This window comes from Streptomyces aureocirculatus (assembly GCF_000720475.1).
Taxonomy (GTDB): Bacteria; Actinomycetota; Actinomycetes; order Streptomycetales; family Streptomycetaceae; genus Streptomyces; species Streptomyces aureocirculatus.
This window is the reverse complement of sequence record NZ_JOAP01000026.1, coordinates 1-13,898: the sequence shown is the minus strand read 5'-3', so window position 1 is coordinate 13,898 and position 13,898 is coordinate 1. Positions and strand designations below refer to the sequence as shown.

Here is a 13,898-nt window from a genome sequence, read left to right as displayed (position 1 = left end):
AAATCCACTTGCGACGGCCACCGCCGGGCGCGGACCCTGACGCGATGGACGACGCGACGAATCCCGCGGCCGCGGTGGACAGGGCGGGCGCGCGGAACTCCGCGGTTGCGGTGGGCAAGGTGGGTGCGTTGAGCGACGCGGATGCGGCGGGCGTCGCGGACGTGGGGAACTTCGCGGGGGCGTTGAGCAACGCGGGTGCGACCGGCGTCGCGGTTGCGACGAGCTCCGCGGGTGCGTTGAGCGACGCGGATGCGGCGGGCGTCGCGGACGTGGGGAACTTCGCGGGGGCGCTGGGTAACGTGGATGCGAGGAACTGCGCGGTCGCGACGAACTCCGCGGAGGCGCTGAGCGACACGGTCGCGAGGAACTGCGCGGGCGTGCCGAGCAACGCCGCTGCGACGGACAACGCGGAGGCGCTGAGCGACGCCGATGCGACGGACGACGTGGACGCGAGGAACTGCGCGGTCGCGACGAACTCCGGGGAGGCGCTGAGCGACGCGGATGCGGGGAACTGCGCGGGCGCGCTGAGCAACGCCGACGCGACGCACAATGCGGTCGCCAGGGACTCCCCGGAGGTGCTGAGCGACGCCGACGCGAGGGACTGCGCGGGCGCGCTGAGCAAGCCGGGCGCGATGAGCGAGCCGGGCGCGATGAGCGAGCCGGGCGCGACCGACGAACTGACCGTGCGGGCCGCGTGCCCGGAGGACGCCGCCGCGATCTGTGCCCTGCTCAACGCCGTCGACCTGGTGGAGATAGGGCGTGCCGAGACCGATCTGGGCAGTGTCCAGGCCGACCTCGTGCACCCCGAGGCGGACCTCGCCCGCAACTCCTGGCTCGCGTTCCACGGCGGCAGGATCGTCGCGTACGGGCTGCTGTGGGACGACTCGGGCGCCGAGCGCATCGACGCCGACCACTACGTCCTGCCCGGCCACCAGGACGCGGGGGAGCGGCTGCTCGCCGCCATCGAGAGGCGCGCAGCCGAACGCGCGGGTGAGAACGGTGCCGCCCGCGCCGTCGTCCACCTCACCCTCAACAGCCGCCCCACCCTCGACCGGACGAGGCTCACCGCCCGCGGCTGGCACACCGTCCGCCGCTACCACGTACTGACCAGGCCACTCGCGCCCGAAACCGCCCCCGCGCCTGTCCCGCCGCCCGGACTGACCCTGCGGAGCTGCGAGGCGGAGACGGACCGGCGCCGCGCGCACGCCCTGGTCGAGGAGACCTTCGCCACCCACCACGACCACCAGCCGCGCGGTTACCGGCAGTGGCTCGACGACCTGGGCCCGGGGATGGACTGGTCACTGGTCTGGATCGCCGCACTGGAGGGGGCGGGTGACGTGGCCGTCGTCCTGACCCGCGACGACCGCGCGACCATGGCCTGGATCCGCAACCTCGGCGTCCGCGCGCCCGCCCGCGGCAGGGGCATCGCGGGACATCTGCTGCGGCACGCCTGCGCGGTGTACGCGGCGCGGGGCCGCGACACCGTCGGCCTCGGCGTCGACACGGAGAACGCGACGGGCGCCCTGGGCCTGTACACCTCCCACGGCTTCGGTCTGCACTATGCCGCGGACACCTGGGAGGTGACGCTGCGCCCGGGAGGTGACGCTGCCGCGGACACCTGGGAGGTGACGCTGCCGCGGACGCCCGGGAGGTGACGCTGCCGCGGACGCCCGGGAGGTGACGCAGCCGCGGACGCCCGGAAGGTGACGCAGCCGCGGACACCCGGGCGGTGACCCAGTCGGCGCTCACCCCGCGGGCGGCAGCTCCCCCGACCCCCGCGTGATCAGGCGCGTGGGCAGCTCGATCAGCTCCGGGGCGCCCGAGGCGCCGTCGAGCTGACGGAACAGCCGCTCCGCCGCGGTACGGCCCAGTCGCGCCGCGTCCTGCGCGACCACCGTCACGCCGGGGCTGAGCAGGTCGGCAAGCTCGATGTCGTCGAAGCCGACGAGGGCAACGGGGCGGGTGCGGGCGGCGATGACACGCACCACCGTCACCGTCACACGGTTGTTGCCCGCGAAGACAGCGGTCACGGGGGCGACCCCGGTCAGCATCGCCTCGGCGGCACGCCGGACCCGCTCGGGGTCCGTGGGTCCGAGCGACACCCAGGACTCGTCGACCTCGATCCCCGCGTCCGCCATGGCCGCACGATAGCCGCGCAGCCGCTCTATCGCGGTGTGGATGCGCGGTTGGTCGCCGATGAAGCCGATGCGGCGGTGGCCGTGCGCGATGAGGTGCGCGACACCGCCCCTCGCGCCGCCGAAGCTGTCGGAGAGGACCACATCGGCGTCGATACGCCCCGGCGGCCGGTCGACGAACACGGTGGCGACCCCGGCGGCGATCTCCGGCTCCAGATAGCGGTGGTCGTCGGCGGCGGGGATGATCACGAGCCCGTCGACGCGGCGCGCGCACAGCGCGAGCACCAACTCCTGCTCCCGGTCCGGGTCCTCGGCGCTCGATCCGTTGATGAGCAGCGCCCCGTGCGCGCGGGCGACCTCCTCGACGGCCCGGCTCAGCGGCCCGTAGAACGGGTCGGCCAGGTCTTCGAGTACGAGACCGATGCTCGCCGTGCGGCCCTTGCGCAGCACCCGCGCGCTGTCGTTCCGCCGGAAGCCGAGGGCCTCGATGGCCTCCTGGACGCGGCGCTCGGTGTCGGGCGTGACACCGGCTTCGCCGTTCACGACGCGGGAGACCGTCTTGAGCCCCACACCCGCGCGGGCGGCGACGTCCTTCATGGTCGGCCGGTTGCCGTAACGGCTCTTGGAGTCCGCGGTGCCGTCCGTGCGGCTCCCGTCCGTGCGGCTCCCGTCGGTGCGGAGGCGGGAGACGGGGGTGCGGGCGGTCTCTGCCACGGTGCGCTGTCCTGTCTGTCGTCCACTGGTCTGTCGTCCATTGATGCCGGTGCCCGGGTGCGCAGCGAAGGGGGTGGGTCCCGGTCCCGTGCGGGTCTCAGTCTGCGCAACGAAGTGCGGTTCCCGCGAGGAAGTTCCGGATTCCACTGTGTACGGCGCACAGATGATGTCCACTATGGCTCGGAGCCGGTGCGCGACCGCGTACGGGGGTCGGTTGCGCGCGCTGTGCGGGCGGCGCGCGCGGGCGACCGGTACGCGGCGCCCTCTGTACGGGGGTTCTTGCGTGTGCGGGGCATGTGTCGTCGAGCATAGAGTCTGGACAACGTTGTCAGAAGCGAGAGACTGGGGGAGACTGCACACCGGAGTGCGCATGAGCCTGTGCGCCAGACTGTGCACCGCACTCTCCGGCCTGCCCTTTCACCAGGAGATCAGACACTGATGCCCACGGACCTCGTCGCCGCACTCGACATCGGCGGCACCAAGATCGCCGGAGCCCTGGTGGACGGCCAGGGCCGGATCCTGCTGCGTGCCCAGCGGCCGACGCCCGCGCGTGAGGACGGCGACACCGTGATGCGCGCGGTGGAAGAGGTGCTCGGGGAGCTGACGGCCGGCGAGCCGTGGGGACACGTCCGCGCCGTCGGCATCGGCAGCGCGGGTCCTGTGGACGCGGGCGCGGGCACGGTCAGTCCCGTCAACGTCCCTGGCTGGCGCGGCTATCCGCTGGTCGAGCGGGTGCGCGCGGTGGCCGGTGGGCGGCCTGTCGAGCTGGTCGGCGACGGGGTCGCGATGACGGCGGCCGAGCACTGGCAGGGTGCCGCACGCGGTCACGACAACGCGCTGTGCATGGTGGTGTCCACCGGTGTCGGCGGCGGCCTGATCCTCGGCGGCTCGCTGCATCCCGGCCCCACCGGTAACGCGGGCCACATCGGTCACATCAGCGTGGACCTCGACGGTGACCCGTGCCCGTGCGGGGCGCGGGGTTGCGTCGAGCGGATCGCGAGCGGCCCGAACATCGCCCGGCGCGCCGTCGAGGCGGGCTGGCGCCCCGGCCCCGACGGCGACACGTCCGCGGCCGCCGTCGCGCGCGCGGCCCACGCGGGAGATCCGGTCGCCGTCGCCTCCTTCGAGCGGGCGGCGCAGGCCCTCGCCGCGGGGATCGCCGCCACGGCGACGCTCGTAGAGATCGACATCGCGGTGATCGGCGGGGGAGTGGCCCGGGCCGGCGAGACCCTGTTCGCACCACTGCGCCGCGCCCTGCGGGACTACGCGACGCTCTCCTTCGTCCGCGACCTGACGGTGGCCCCCGCCCTGACGGGCACCGACGCGGGCCTTGTGGGTGCGGCGGCGGCAGCGCTGCGGGCATGGCCCGAGGCGTCGGTGGAGCGGCTGCGGCCGGCTGTGAACCGCTGAGGGTTCGGCTGCGCCGGGCGTTGAAGCCCATCAGCGGAGCAGGGCCGCAGCGAGCGACCCGACCACTCTCCGGCGGGTTGTACGGGTGCGAAGGTGACGCGTCGTTACGCTCCTCCGTACTCGCAGAATACGGAGGGGGGACATGGCGCAGTCATCGTGCGGCGGCCCGGCGTCCCCGCCTGTGCGCATCGGACATCCGATGTCCCGGCGCGAACTCCTTCGCGGTACGGCCCTCGGCGCCGGAGCGGTCACCCTCCCCGCGCTGCTCACCGCCTGCGGCGACGGGCCCGGCGGTGACAAGGGCGAAGTCACCGTGGGCTCCAACGCGTCGGACGCCGTACCGAAGAAGGCGTTCGCGGCGGCCTTCGACGCGTACGAGAAGCAGAGCGGAAAACGCGTCAAGGTCAACACCACCGAGCACAACGAATTCCAGCAGAACATCACACGCTATCTCCAGGGCTCGCCGGACAACGTCTTCATGTGGTTCGCCGGATATCGCATGCGGTACTTCGCCGAAAAGGGACTGCTGACCGAGATCAGCGATGTCTGGCGGGATTTCAAGGGATTCTCCAAGGCGCTCAAGGACCAGTCGACGCACGACGGCAAGCAGTACTTCGTGCCGTACTACTACTATCCGTGGGCGGTGTTCCACAGGAAGAGCCTCTTCGAGAAGCGGGGGTATGAACCGGCAAGGACCTGGGACCAGTTCATCGCCCTTGCCAGGAGGATGAAGAAGGACGGCACGCCGGTCGCCTTCTGCGACAAGGACGGCTGGCCCGCGATGGGCACCTTCGACTACATCGATCTGCGCCTCAACGGATACGACTTCCACCAGAGCCTGATGGCGGGCGAGGAGGCGTGGACCGACCGGAAGGTCAAGAAGGTCTTCGACCTGTGGCGTGAACTCATGCCGTACTACCAGAAGGGCGCCCTCGGCCGGACCTGGGAAGAAGCCGGGCAGGGTCTCCAGCGGCGCAGGACCGGCATGGCCGTGCTCGGTATGCCGCACCCCGGCAGCCAGTTCCCCGAGAACGAGCGTGACGACATCGACTTCTTCGCGTTCCCGGAAATCGCCCCGGAGTTCGGGCAGGACGCCGTCGAAGCCCCTGTCGACGGATTCCTCGTCGCCAAGAAGTCCAGGAACGTGGAAGGCGCCAAGGACCTCCTCGCCTGGCTCGGCACCGCGCGGGCCGAGGACGTCTACCTCAAGGGCGACCCGAACAACGTCGCGGTCAACGAGGGCGCCGACACCACCGCGTACAGCCCGCTCCAGAAGAAGTCCGCCGCACTGGTTTCCGGTGCCGAGCAGATCTCGCAGTTCCTCGACCGCGACACCCGGCCTGACTTCGCGCAGACCGTCATGATCAAGGCCCTCCAGGACTTCATCGACGACCCGAACGACGTCGACGGGCTCGTCAACAGGATCGAACGCCAGAAGAAGAACATCTTCGAGTCCGCGAGCTGAGCCGGAAGGACCGCACCCGTGCCGCAGCGAACCGCCCGGCGCGCCGGAGGGCGGGGGACGCGGCGCTTCACCCGCCGCGACGTCGTCGTGCTCGGCGTGCTCCTCGGCATCCCCGTCCTGCTGGACGTCGTCATCGTCTGGGGTCCCGCCCTGGCCTCCGTCGGGCTCTCCTTCACGTCCTGGGACGGCATCGGCGACATCCACTGGGCGGGCGGCGACAACTACGAGCACCTGGTCGAGGACTATCCCGCGTTCTGGCCTGCCGTCCGCCACAACCTGCTGTGGGTCGCCTTCCTCGGCCTGGCCGCCACGCCGTTCGGTCTCTTCCTGGCCGTCCTCATCGACCGTGGCGTCCGCTTCAGCCGCTTCTACCAGTCCGTTCTGTACCTGCCGGTGGTGCTTTCCCTCGCCATCGTCGGCTTCATGGCGCAGTTGCTCCTCGGCACCGACCAGGGCGTCGTCAACACGATCCTGGACAACCGGAACGATCCCGTCGACTGGCTCGGGGACTCCGACATCAACCTGTGGATGATGATGCTGGCCGCGAGCTGGCGGCACACCGGCTACGTCATGATCCTCTACCTGGCAGGACTCAAGGCCGTGGACCCCGCCCTGAAGGAGGCCGCGGCCATCGACGGCGCCAACGAACGCCAGACGTTCTTCCGCGTCACGTTTCCCACCCTGCGGCCCGTGAACGTCATCGTCGGTGTCATCACCGTGATCGAGGCGCTGCGGGCCTTCGACATCGTGTACGCGGTGAACAAGGGCCGCAACGGCCTGGAACTGCTCTCCGTGCTCATCACCGACAACATCGTCGGCGAGGCCGGCCGGATCGGGTTCGGCTCGGCCATCGCCGTCGTACTGCTCGGTGTCTCCCTGGTCTTCGTCGTGACGTTCCTGGTCCAGGAGCTGAGAGGAGCACGCGGGAAATGAGCGCAGCCATCCGCGTCCCCGCCCGCACCGGCGAACCCGCCCCCTCGGCACGGAGATCCGGCTCCGCCCGTGCCTCCCGCCGCGGCCGCTACGGCGTGCACATCTTCCTGTCCGCGGTGTCCCTGGCGTTCCTCGCACCGCTGCTGCTCGCCGTCTACGCCAGCCTGCGCCCGTACGAGGAGACGGCTGAGCACGGCTACTTCTCGTTCCCGAAGAAGCTGTCGTTCGACTACTACCGCGAGGCCTACACCGCATCCGATATGGGCAAGTACTTCGCGAACACGCTGATCATCGCCGTGCCCGCGGTGCTCGTCACCCTGTTCCTCGCGGCCTTCGTCGCGTTCGCCGTCGCCCGCGTCGACATCCGCGGCGGCTTGGCTCTCCTTGTGTTCTTCACCGCGGGCAACCTCCTGCCGCCGCAGACCCTCGTCACCCCGCTGTACGTCCTGTTCCTGAACGTCGACCTGCCGTGGTGGATGTCCGACTCGATGTCTCTCTACGACTCGTACTGGGCGTTGATCCTCGTCAACATCGGCTTCCAGGTGGGCTTCTGCGTCTTCGTCCTGGCGAACTTCATGCGCACCCTGCCGAAGGAGATCCTGGAGGCGGCGATCGTCGACGGGGCGGGCGTCTGGACCCGGTTCTGGCGCATCACGCTGCCGCTGTGCCGTCCCGCGATCGCGGCCCTCGCCACCCTCGAATTCACCTGGATCTACAACGACTTCCTCTGGGCCCTGATCTTCATCTCCAGCCCCGACAAACTTCCCATCACCTCGTCCCTCAACAACCTCCGCGGTCAATTCCTCACCGACTACAACTTGCTTGCCGCAGGCTCGGTCCTGGTGGCCCTGCCCACGATCCTGGTCTTCCTGCTGCTGCAACGGCACTTCGTCGCGGGGCTGACCCTGGGGTCCAACAAGGGGTGAGGGCCCCGCCGGTGGTGGCAGGCGAGGCTTGGGGGCCCTGGCCGGATCGCATGCTTGCCGAGGCGGTCGCCGTCTCGTCACGCTTGCCCCACTAACGGTCGTAGGGGGCTATGTGCCGATTTTTAGCAAAGGGTCAGGCCATGAGGACCTGCTCCGTCAGATCCTGCAAGAGCTGGGCGAGCTGCGCCAGCAGGTCGACCACCAGCAGTACGCCGTCGACCAGGCCCGGCAGGACGCCAACGCCGCCATCAACTCCGGCCTCGCCGAGATCCGCTCCGTCGTCCGCGATGGCCTCAACCGCAGCGCCGACAGCCTTCGCGACCCGTTGGTCCACGTCAGCACCGAGCTGGTGGGCCTGCGCGCCTCGATCAACGGCCTGCACCGCAGCCGGCCCGCCGCGGACCCGCTGGCCACGCCCGGCGAACCCAAGCCGGAGCCGAAGCCGGAGGAGCCACTCGCCACCACGCCGCCCGCCCGCGAGATGGACGAGACCGAGCACCAGGACCTGCTCCGCAGAGCCGCGGGCATCTCGGCCGCCACGCTCCGGGTCCACCGGGACACCTGGGCCTTCCTGGTGGAGCACGCAGGCCAGGACAAGCACTTCCACATCCCCGGCGCCGTCGGGGAAACCGGCGGCATCGTCACCGTCGACGTGTCAGGCCGCAGCCTCGTCGCCGCCCTCACCAGCCTCCACGGCGTCCAGTACGCCCCAACCGTCGACCCCGGCACCGCGGCCATCGCCCACCACTTGCATGAGCGCATCGCCACCACCGTGCGCTCCCTCACCACCACATTCCACCCCGACAGCAGGCCCGTACACATCACCGTCGACGACCGCGCGGCGCCCGCGGACGACCACAACAAGCCACCGGAACAACCGACCACCCGGCACGACGACGGCGACCGGCAGAGTGACGGCGACTGACACAGCGGGGCGGAGCGTCAGGGGTCGGGTTCCGCGCCGGTCAGGGCCTCGCGTACCGACGCCACCGGTGACAGCGTCGCCTTCAGGCCGGTGATGCCCATCACGCGCAGGGACATCCGGTCCGTGCACACCACGCCCAGGCGGGCGTCTCTGGCGTCGAGGCGGCGCCTGGCCCGCATGAGCAGGGCGAGGCCCGAGCAGTCGATGAACGTCGTGCGGGACAGATCGAGCACGAGGGTCCGGGTGGGTCCCGCGGTCACCGCGTCGATGAGCGGCGTCGTCTGCTGGGACGCCACGAGGTCGATCTCGCCGCGCAGCTCGATGACGGTGGCGTCCCCGACCTCGTACACGCGAGGTGGGAATTCCGGGGTGTCGGGTGTGAAATAGCTCAGTTCGTCCTGATGCACTAATCCCCCCAGAGCAAGTCCCAGCCCGAGCGCGGCCGGGGGCGGGTGCCGTGAAGCAACCGGAACGAGGAGGTCACCAGGGGCCGGGGTGCCTGGCGGATCACCGTATCGGGCGCCGAGGGGGCGCGGAGTGCGGGAACGATTCACGAGGGAGGATGACACTCGATAGGCGGAAGTTGACGGTAGGCCCTTGACAGGGGGATCGGCCGTTCGCTGCGCGGATTGTCGCTCTCATCAGCGGCTGGTTTCCGTGGCAGTGTGTTGCGGGCAAGCCACTGGGGGCCAACAGAAGAGGGGGAACCGTGATCGTCTGGATCACCGCTCTGCTCCGCGTTGATGCAGGTCAAGGCGCTATCAGGGGATAGCGATCGGTGCGGCTAGCCTGACTTAGCCTTGATTGGCTTGAGTTAGCCTCGCTTGGCAAGATCGATTCCCCATTCGTTCCCCATGGGACGACGACAGCCCCCACTGAATGCTCCACGTGGAGGCTGTTCCGTGCGAACCAGGACGGGGGCTCCATTCGGGGAGGCGGACATGCCCCCCGCCCTGGTCGCCATGTGTAACGCGCCGACCTGTCGCATGGCGCGGATGTGTCGCGCGACAGGTGGTCGGTCCGCCAGGGTGTGCATGGCCACGTAAGCGATGGGGAGGTGGCCGAACATGCCAACCAGGTCCACCAGCGCGTCCACCGCGGGCCGGTGCGCGGCCATCGTCGACGGGTCCGGTACGGGCTGCTCCGTGCTGGGCTGCGGCGGGTGGCCCACGGGCAGCGGCAGCGCCCCGTACTCGGCCGCCGCCGCCAACTCCCGGGCCCCCGGGCCTTGTCGGTCTCGCTCGTGTGGGTGCTCATACTGACCTCTCACTGGCGTCGGTGGCGGCCTCGAGCTGCGCGACGACCGACTCGGCCGTCCGGCACGACAGGTCGCCCCAGGCGGTGATGTGCTCCTCGAGGGAAGCGGAGTCGATCCAGAACGGACCGTCCTGCCCTGGGTCTGCAGGCGCTGGGCGAACCGGTAGATCGCGTAGTCGCCGAGCTGGGGCATGGTCCGGTCCTCGTGGGGCTGGGGCCCGGCGGCGAGGATGGCGGCCGCGGCGGCGCGCAGGGCGTCCACGATCGTCAGCGCCCCCGGCGCGGGCGGGCGCACGCGGTGTCCATGAAGGTCTGGCGGTGGCCGGCCTGCGTGAGCAGCCGCGCCGCGCTGCGGTAGACCGCGGCCAGCAGTAGCGGGATCGTCGGGGGCCGCTCCACGGGCGGCGGGACGGTAGCGTGGTGGGTCATCGGTGACCTCTCGGATTGGTGAGGTGCCTAAGCCAGGGGTCGCCAGACGGGCAAAGTCGGGCGGCCCCTCGGCCCGCTCAGGGATGGATCAGGTCGTCGCGGGGCGTCGGCGGGACGACGGCCGGGACTTGCCCGTGCGCGGGTCACCCGCAGAGCGGACGGCGTGAATCGCGGTGCGCTGCTTGCGGTCGGTGATAATCCGCCCGCGGGAGCCGTTCCGACCGCACAGGTCCGGCTGCTTCACCAACAGGCGACGCAGCCACGAGACGCTGCACTTCAGGACGTAGGCGGTCTCCTGGACCGTCATGTACTCCTGGTCGGGGTCGGAGGGGGCGATGGGGATCCCGTAATTGTCGTAGGCCCTGGTGGCCATCATCATGTCCCTTCGTGGGGGCCGGCCTCGGTGGGGCGAGGGGCGAGGCGTTCGTCGGTAGCGCCGAGGGCAGTGCGGAGGGCGTGGACGGGGGCACCTCCTAGTGGTCATCAGGAAGCACCAGGTCAGATGGCATTAAGAGGGTTCGCTGCAGGCCGGATAGGCCCGGCCGCAAGTCACCGTGGGGATATCCGTCCCGTCGATCGGCGGGAGCACTCCCGTCTACGAAAGCGGGTCCGGCAACGGACGCTCCGGGGGAGCAGTACCGGGCGGCCCGCCAGCCACGCATCCTTGGCGCCCTGGTAGTCGAGCAAGCCGAGGTACCACTCGACGAAGGACGGATCCGGATCGACTGGCGGGGGTCGGCGGACGCCACTCCCGCCAGTCGATCCGGACCAGACGCACGGGCAGAGAGGCGGCCGACCGGCGACGGCGGCGGCTCACGACGGCCACCGCGGCTCGGACGTGCCGAACGTCGATCGCACCCACGCCACCGGCGGCCATGGCGTGCCGAACCGGTCGCGGCCGTCGACGCGCCGCGGTACGCCGTGCTCCCGCAGCCATGCTTGCCGCTCGACCAGGAACGCCCGCCATACGGCCATAGCGGCCGGCCCAGAAAGAGTCGCCTGAGTGCCGCTCAAGGTAGCTGGCCGCCGCATCCCGGTACCGGTCCGGGGTCATCGTCCGGATGTATGGCGGGATCTCCTCGCGGACAGGCTGGCGCCGCGGACGGCTCACGATGCGTCCCCTTCCCGCGAGGGCCACATCTGGCGGATCGGGGTCAAGGAGCGCGCCCCGTGATGCCGGGCCATCGCTGCCTTGTGACCGCGCTGCGACGGTGTTTTTTGCGGCATGCGCCCCCTTGACTGGCCTATTTCAGCAGGCCTCTTGAAGCGCCTACGATAAGCCGCGATTCCTACTGCTCTGGAGGCCTTCCGCCTGGTCAGGCACACACGGCTTGCTCCCGTCATAGATCAGTGAGAGAGCGAGACAACGAAGGCCCCGTTAGTACGCGGCGGCGAGGCTTCGTCGAGCAACGGCTACGACGTCGTGTGGCATTCGGTGCGGGCAGGGTTGTACTCCGGCTCTCTACTATCAAGCACGCGTAGCAAGAACGCGGTGACGACGCGAGTCGAGCGGCCAACCCTGAGTACCCGGCACGGGAACTCGCCCCGCCGAACCAGTGCATAGCCCGTCGCCCGTGAGAAGCCCAATGCCTTCGATGCGTCTGTGATGCTCCCCGTTCCGCCCCACGTAGCTCGATGCGTGCGGCACTGTACTGCGATTCCGGTAAATCGGTAGTTTCTTTGCGCAATTGGATACTCCAGATTATTTCGCGTCAGGGTCCAGCGGGTCTGGCTATGAGCGTGTGCGGCTGTCAGGTCGTGGCTGCTGGCTGAACGCGGCAGTGGTGTATCCGTGATCTGCAGGATCGCCAGTTTGGGTATCCGGAGATCCTGCGTCTCGCGCGGGCTGGCGTGATGGTCTTGGCGTTGCACTGCTGACGCTCTGTCATGGCGATGATGTCGAGTCGGTTCCCGATGCATGTCAAGTTCTCGCGAGTAGCGGCTCCCTGGTTCATCTATCAGGGCTTACCTGAAAAGCTTATCTACTCGTGTATCAACTAGTCAATCAGGTCTATCGCTGTCCAATGCGCGCTGCTACTTGCCTGGTGGGCGGTCGCCACTCGGGCCCGGGTCAATCGTGGCTGGACTGTCGTCATCGTGTGCGACATGCCTATGACGCCTCTGCCCCACTCGATCGTCGAATGTTTCAAGGCGCCGCTCTGCTCGATGGCCCGTGCCGCGACAGTCTCCGACCCAGACTGGCGATGGGCGCCGCCGACTGGGTCATCCGCAACTTCGACGACCAGATCGCCGGCTACGACAAGTCACTGGGCCAGATGCGGAACACACTGGACCATCTGCCCGAACACGAGAGGACAGCTGTCGAGGAAGCGGCCCGGGAACTGCGCAAGGCCAGGTCGGTTGCCGCGTTCGTCTCGCTGGAGAGCCTGAAGATCAGGAGCGGGGTATGAGCGCAACCGCATCGTCCCGCGACGCACGTGTGGCCCGATTGCGCCAGGCCCGGCAAGCGGACAGTGCGGCCAAGACCACCCGGACACAGACCGTTGTCCGGGACCTGCTCCGAACCGGACGGCGAGTCTCCTTCGCCCGGGTCGCCCGGGAAGCGGGCGTGTCCACCTGGTTCGTCTACAACAAGCCCGCGGTCGAAGCGGTGATCCGCCGCGCGATGAACGACCAGGCCCATCACGGAACGGAAGCGGCGTCAGCACCCCGTCCCGAGCGGACGACCCCGGCCAGTCTCCACACCGACCTCGCGCTTGCCCGCGAGGAGATCCAGGATCTCAAGCGGGAGCGTGACGCGCTCAAGCGCCGGGTCCAGCTCGCCCTCGGCGCGGAAATCGACTACGCGGCCCGAGCCGATCTGGTCAGCCGGATCCGGGATCTGGAACACGACAACCGGGCCCTCGCCACCGACCTCACCGAAGCGAGAACCCGGGCCGACAGGCTCGCCGAGCAACACCGGGAGGCGGAGGGGAACGTCGCCTCGCTCCGGCTCGCGCTCCGGAAGGCGATACGCGCAGTCCCCTGACCTGCTGATCCTTCTTGCTCTGGGGGCGTTCCCATATCGGGGAACACCCCCAGAGCCGATGGATCCGTTCTGATCAGCGGGCGAGCGTGACCGTGATCGGCTCGTCGGCGCAGGAGGAGACGGGCTCGGCCAGGACACCCTTCTCCCGGGCGTCGGACGTCAGGCCCCAGCGGGTCTTCACCGTCGCCCAATCGGTGACATAGGCGCAGACATAGCCCGCGACGGGCAGCCAGTCCGCGGGGTCCTTGTCCGCCTTCTGCCGGTTCGACCTCGCGGTGACCGCGATCAGGCTTCGCGGGTCGTCCAGATCGTTCGCATACGCCTGACGCTCTGCCGCCGTCCAGGCCGAGGCCCCGCTGTCCCAGGCCTCGGCCAGCGGAACCATGTGGTCGACGTCCAGACCAGCGGAGTCCTGCGTCGTCACGTAGTCATAGAACGAGAACCAACTTCCGCCGGCGAGGGAGCATCCGGGACCCACCTCCGGAGCGGTCACGGCCTCCTCCAGGATGACTTCCCTGCTTATGGCTGCACTTTCCTGTGTCTCACTGATCGTCATCTTATGTTGCCGTCGTGAGTGTCTCAGGAACAAGAGGAACGGAATGGTACGCCCCCTGCATTCATAGTCGTGAACTGATACTCGCGTGGGATCAACGAGACAGGGCGAGTAGTTCGTCGATCACGGGCTCTGGACCGTCATAGGTGAGGTGCGCGATGG

Annotated in this window: 14 protein-coding genes; 8 read left to right on the top strand and 6 right to left on the bottom strand. The window is 69.4% G+C overall.

Annotated elements, in window-relative coordinates:
- Window positions 1–44: 44 nt before the first annotated feature.
- Complete coding sequence (locus IG78_RS52750) at window positions 45–1,655, top strand: GNAT family N-acetyltransferase (protein WP_430739059.1); 1,611 nt, start codon at window positions 45–47, stop codon at window positions 1,653–1,655.
- 90 nt (window positions 1,656–1,745) lie between these two features.
- Here the strand turns inward: IG78_RS52750 and IG78_RS0123835 are convergent, their stop codons facing one another.
- Window positions 1,746–2,732, bottom strand: coding sequence for a LacI family DNA-binding transcriptional regulator (locus tag IG78_RS0123835; protein ID WP_225882203.1), 987 nt, complete (start codon window positions 2,730–2,732; stop codon window positions 1,746–1,748).
- Between the two features lie 555 nt (window positions 2,733–3,287).
- On the opposite strand from IG78_RS0123835, the gene IG78_RS0123830 reads away from it, so the two are divergent.
- From IG78_RS0123830 to IG78_RS44260, 5 genes are all read left to right on the top strand, one after another.
- Window positions 3,288–4,259, top strand: coding sequence for an ROK family protein (locus IG78_RS0123830; protein WP_030566515.1), 972 nt, complete (start codon window positions 3,288–3,290; stop codon window positions 4,257–4,259).
- Window positions 4,260–4,458: 199 nt separating this feature from the next.
- Window positions 4,459–5,724 carry an ABC transporter substrate-binding protein gene (locus IG78_RS0123825; protein ID WP_030566514.1) on the top strand — a complete coding sequence of 422 codons (1,266 nt, stop codon included), beginning with the start codon at window positions 4,459–4,461 and terminating at the stop codon, window positions 5,722–5,724.
- An 18-nt stretch (window positions 5,725–5,742) separates the two neighbouring features.
- The gene (locus IG78_RS0123820; protein ID WP_030566512.1) at window positions 5,743–6,657 is read left to right on the top strand and encodes a carbohydrate ABC transporter permease; all 915 of its coding nucleotides are present in this window, start codon (window positions 5,743–5,745) and stop codon (window positions 6,655–6,657) included.
- Complete coding sequence (locus IG78_RS0123815) at window positions 6,654–7,583, top strand: carbohydrate ABC transporter permease (RefSeq protein WP_051852902.1); 930 nt, start codon at window positions 6,654–6,656, stop codon at window positions 7,581–7,583. Before IG78_RS0123820 ends, IG78_RS0123815 begins: the two co-directional genes overlap by 4 nt.
- A 112-nt stretch (window positions 7,584–7,695) precedes the next feature.
- Complete coding sequence (locus tag IG78_RS44260) at window positions 7,696–8,508, top strand: hypothetical protein (protein WP_051852901.1); 813 nt, start codon at window positions 7,696–7,698, stop codon at window positions 8,506–8,508.
- Between the two features lie 17 nt (window positions 8,509–8,525).
- Here IG78_RS44260 and IG78_RS0123805 read toward each other — a convergent pair whose 3' ends face one another.
- The 4 genes from IG78_RS0123805 to IG78_RS50620 form a co-directional block, all read right to left on the bottom strand.
- Window positions 8,526–8,858, bottom strand: coding sequence for an anti-sigma factor antagonist (locus IG78_RS0123805; RefSeq protein WP_249926135.1), 333 nt, complete (start codon window positions 8,856–8,858; stop codon window positions 8,526–8,528).
- Between the two features lie 1,174 nt (window positions 8,859–10,032).
- Window positions 10,033–10,194, bottom strand: coding sequence for a hypothetical protein (locus IG78_RS49395; protein WP_157855864.1), 162 nt, complete (start codon window positions 10,192–10,194; stop codon window positions 10,033–10,035).
- 88 nt (window positions 10,195–10,282) lie between these two features.
- On the bottom strand, window positions 10,283–10,567 hold the full coding sequence (locus IG78_RS0123790) for a DNA-binding protein (protein ID WP_157855863.1): 285 nt from the start codon (window positions 10,565–10,567) through the stop codon (window positions 10,283–10,285).
- Between the two features lie 440 nt (window positions 10,568–11,007).
- Window positions 11,008–11,169, bottom strand: coding sequence for a hypothetical protein (locus tag IG78_RS50620; RefSeq protein WP_159398263.1), 162 nt, complete (start codon window positions 11,167–11,169; stop codon window positions 11,008–11,010).
- Window positions 11,170–12,398: 1,229 nt separating this feature from the next.
- On the opposite strand from IG78_RS50620, the gene IG78_RS0123780 reads away from it, so the two are divergent.
- Window positions 12,399–12,605 carry a hypothetical protein gene (locus IG78_RS0123780; RefSeq protein ID WP_030566500.1) on the top strand — a complete coding sequence of 69 codons (207 nt, stop codon included), beginning with the start codon at window positions 12,399–12,401 and terminating at the stop codon, window positions 12,603–12,605.
- Complete coding sequence (locus tag IG78_RS42600; RefSeq protein ID WP_030566498.1) at window positions 12,602–13,183, top strand: DUF6262 family protein; 582 nt, start codon at window positions 12,602–12,604, stop codon at window positions 13,181–13,183. Before IG78_RS0123780 ends, IG78_RS42600 begins: the two co-directional genes overlap by 4 nt.
- A 73-nt stretch (window positions 13,184–13,256) precedes the next feature.
- On the opposite strand, the gene IG78_RS0123770 is transcribed toward IG78_RS42600, so the two are convergent.
- On the bottom strand, window positions 13,257–13,676 hold the full coding sequence (locus tag IG78_RS0123770) for an HNH endonuclease family protein (RefSeq protein ID WP_030566496.1): 420 nt from the start codon (window positions 13,674–13,676) through the stop codon (window positions 13,257–13,259).
- Between the last annotated feature and the right edge of the window lie 222 nt (window positions 13,677–13,898).

Excerpts from the sequence above, each read along its gene's own strand:
- IG78_RS0123825 (WP_030566514.1), top strand. The coding sequence starts at position 4,459 with ATGTCCCGGCGCGAACTCCTTCGCGGTACGGCCCTCGGCGCCGGAGCG.
- IG78_RS42600 (WP_030566498.1), top strand. The coding sequence starts at position 12,602 with ATGAGCGCAACCGCATCGTCCCGCGACGCACGTGTGGCCCGATTGCGC.
- IG78_RS49395 (WP_157855864.1), bottom strand. The coding sequence starts at position 10,194 with ATGACCCACCACGCTACCGTCCCGCCGCCCGTGGAGCGGCCCCCGACG.
- IG78_RS50620 (WP_159398263.1), bottom strand. The coding sequence starts at position 11,169 with ATGGCCGTATGGCGGGCGTTCCTGGTCGAGCGGCAAGCATGGCTGCGG.
- IG78_RS0123830 (WP_030566515.1), top strand. The coding sequence starts at position 3,288 with ATGCCCACGGACCTCGTCGCCGCACTCGACATCGGCGGCACCAAGATC.
- IG78_RS52750 (WP_430739059.1), top strand. The coding sequence starts at position 45 with ATGGACGACGCGACGAATCCCGCGGCCGCGGTGGACAGGGCGGGCGCG.
- IG78_RS0123780 (WP_030566500.1), top strand. The coding sequence starts at position 12,399 with ATGGGCGCCGCCGACTGGGTCATCCGCAACTTCGACGACCAGATCGCC.
- IG78_RS0123815 (WP_051852902.1), top strand. The coding sequence starts at position 6,654 with ATGAGCGCAGCCATCCGCGTCCCCGCCCGCACCGGCGAACCCGCCCCC.
- IG78_RS0123790 (WP_157855863.1), bottom strand. The coding sequence starts at position 10,567 with ATGGCCACCAGGGCCTACGACAATTACGGGATCCCCATCGCCCCCTCC.
- IG78_RS0123835 (WP_225882203.1), bottom strand. The coding sequence starts at position 2,732 with ATGAAGGACGTCGCCGCCCGCGCGGGTGTGGGGCTCAAGACGGTCTCC.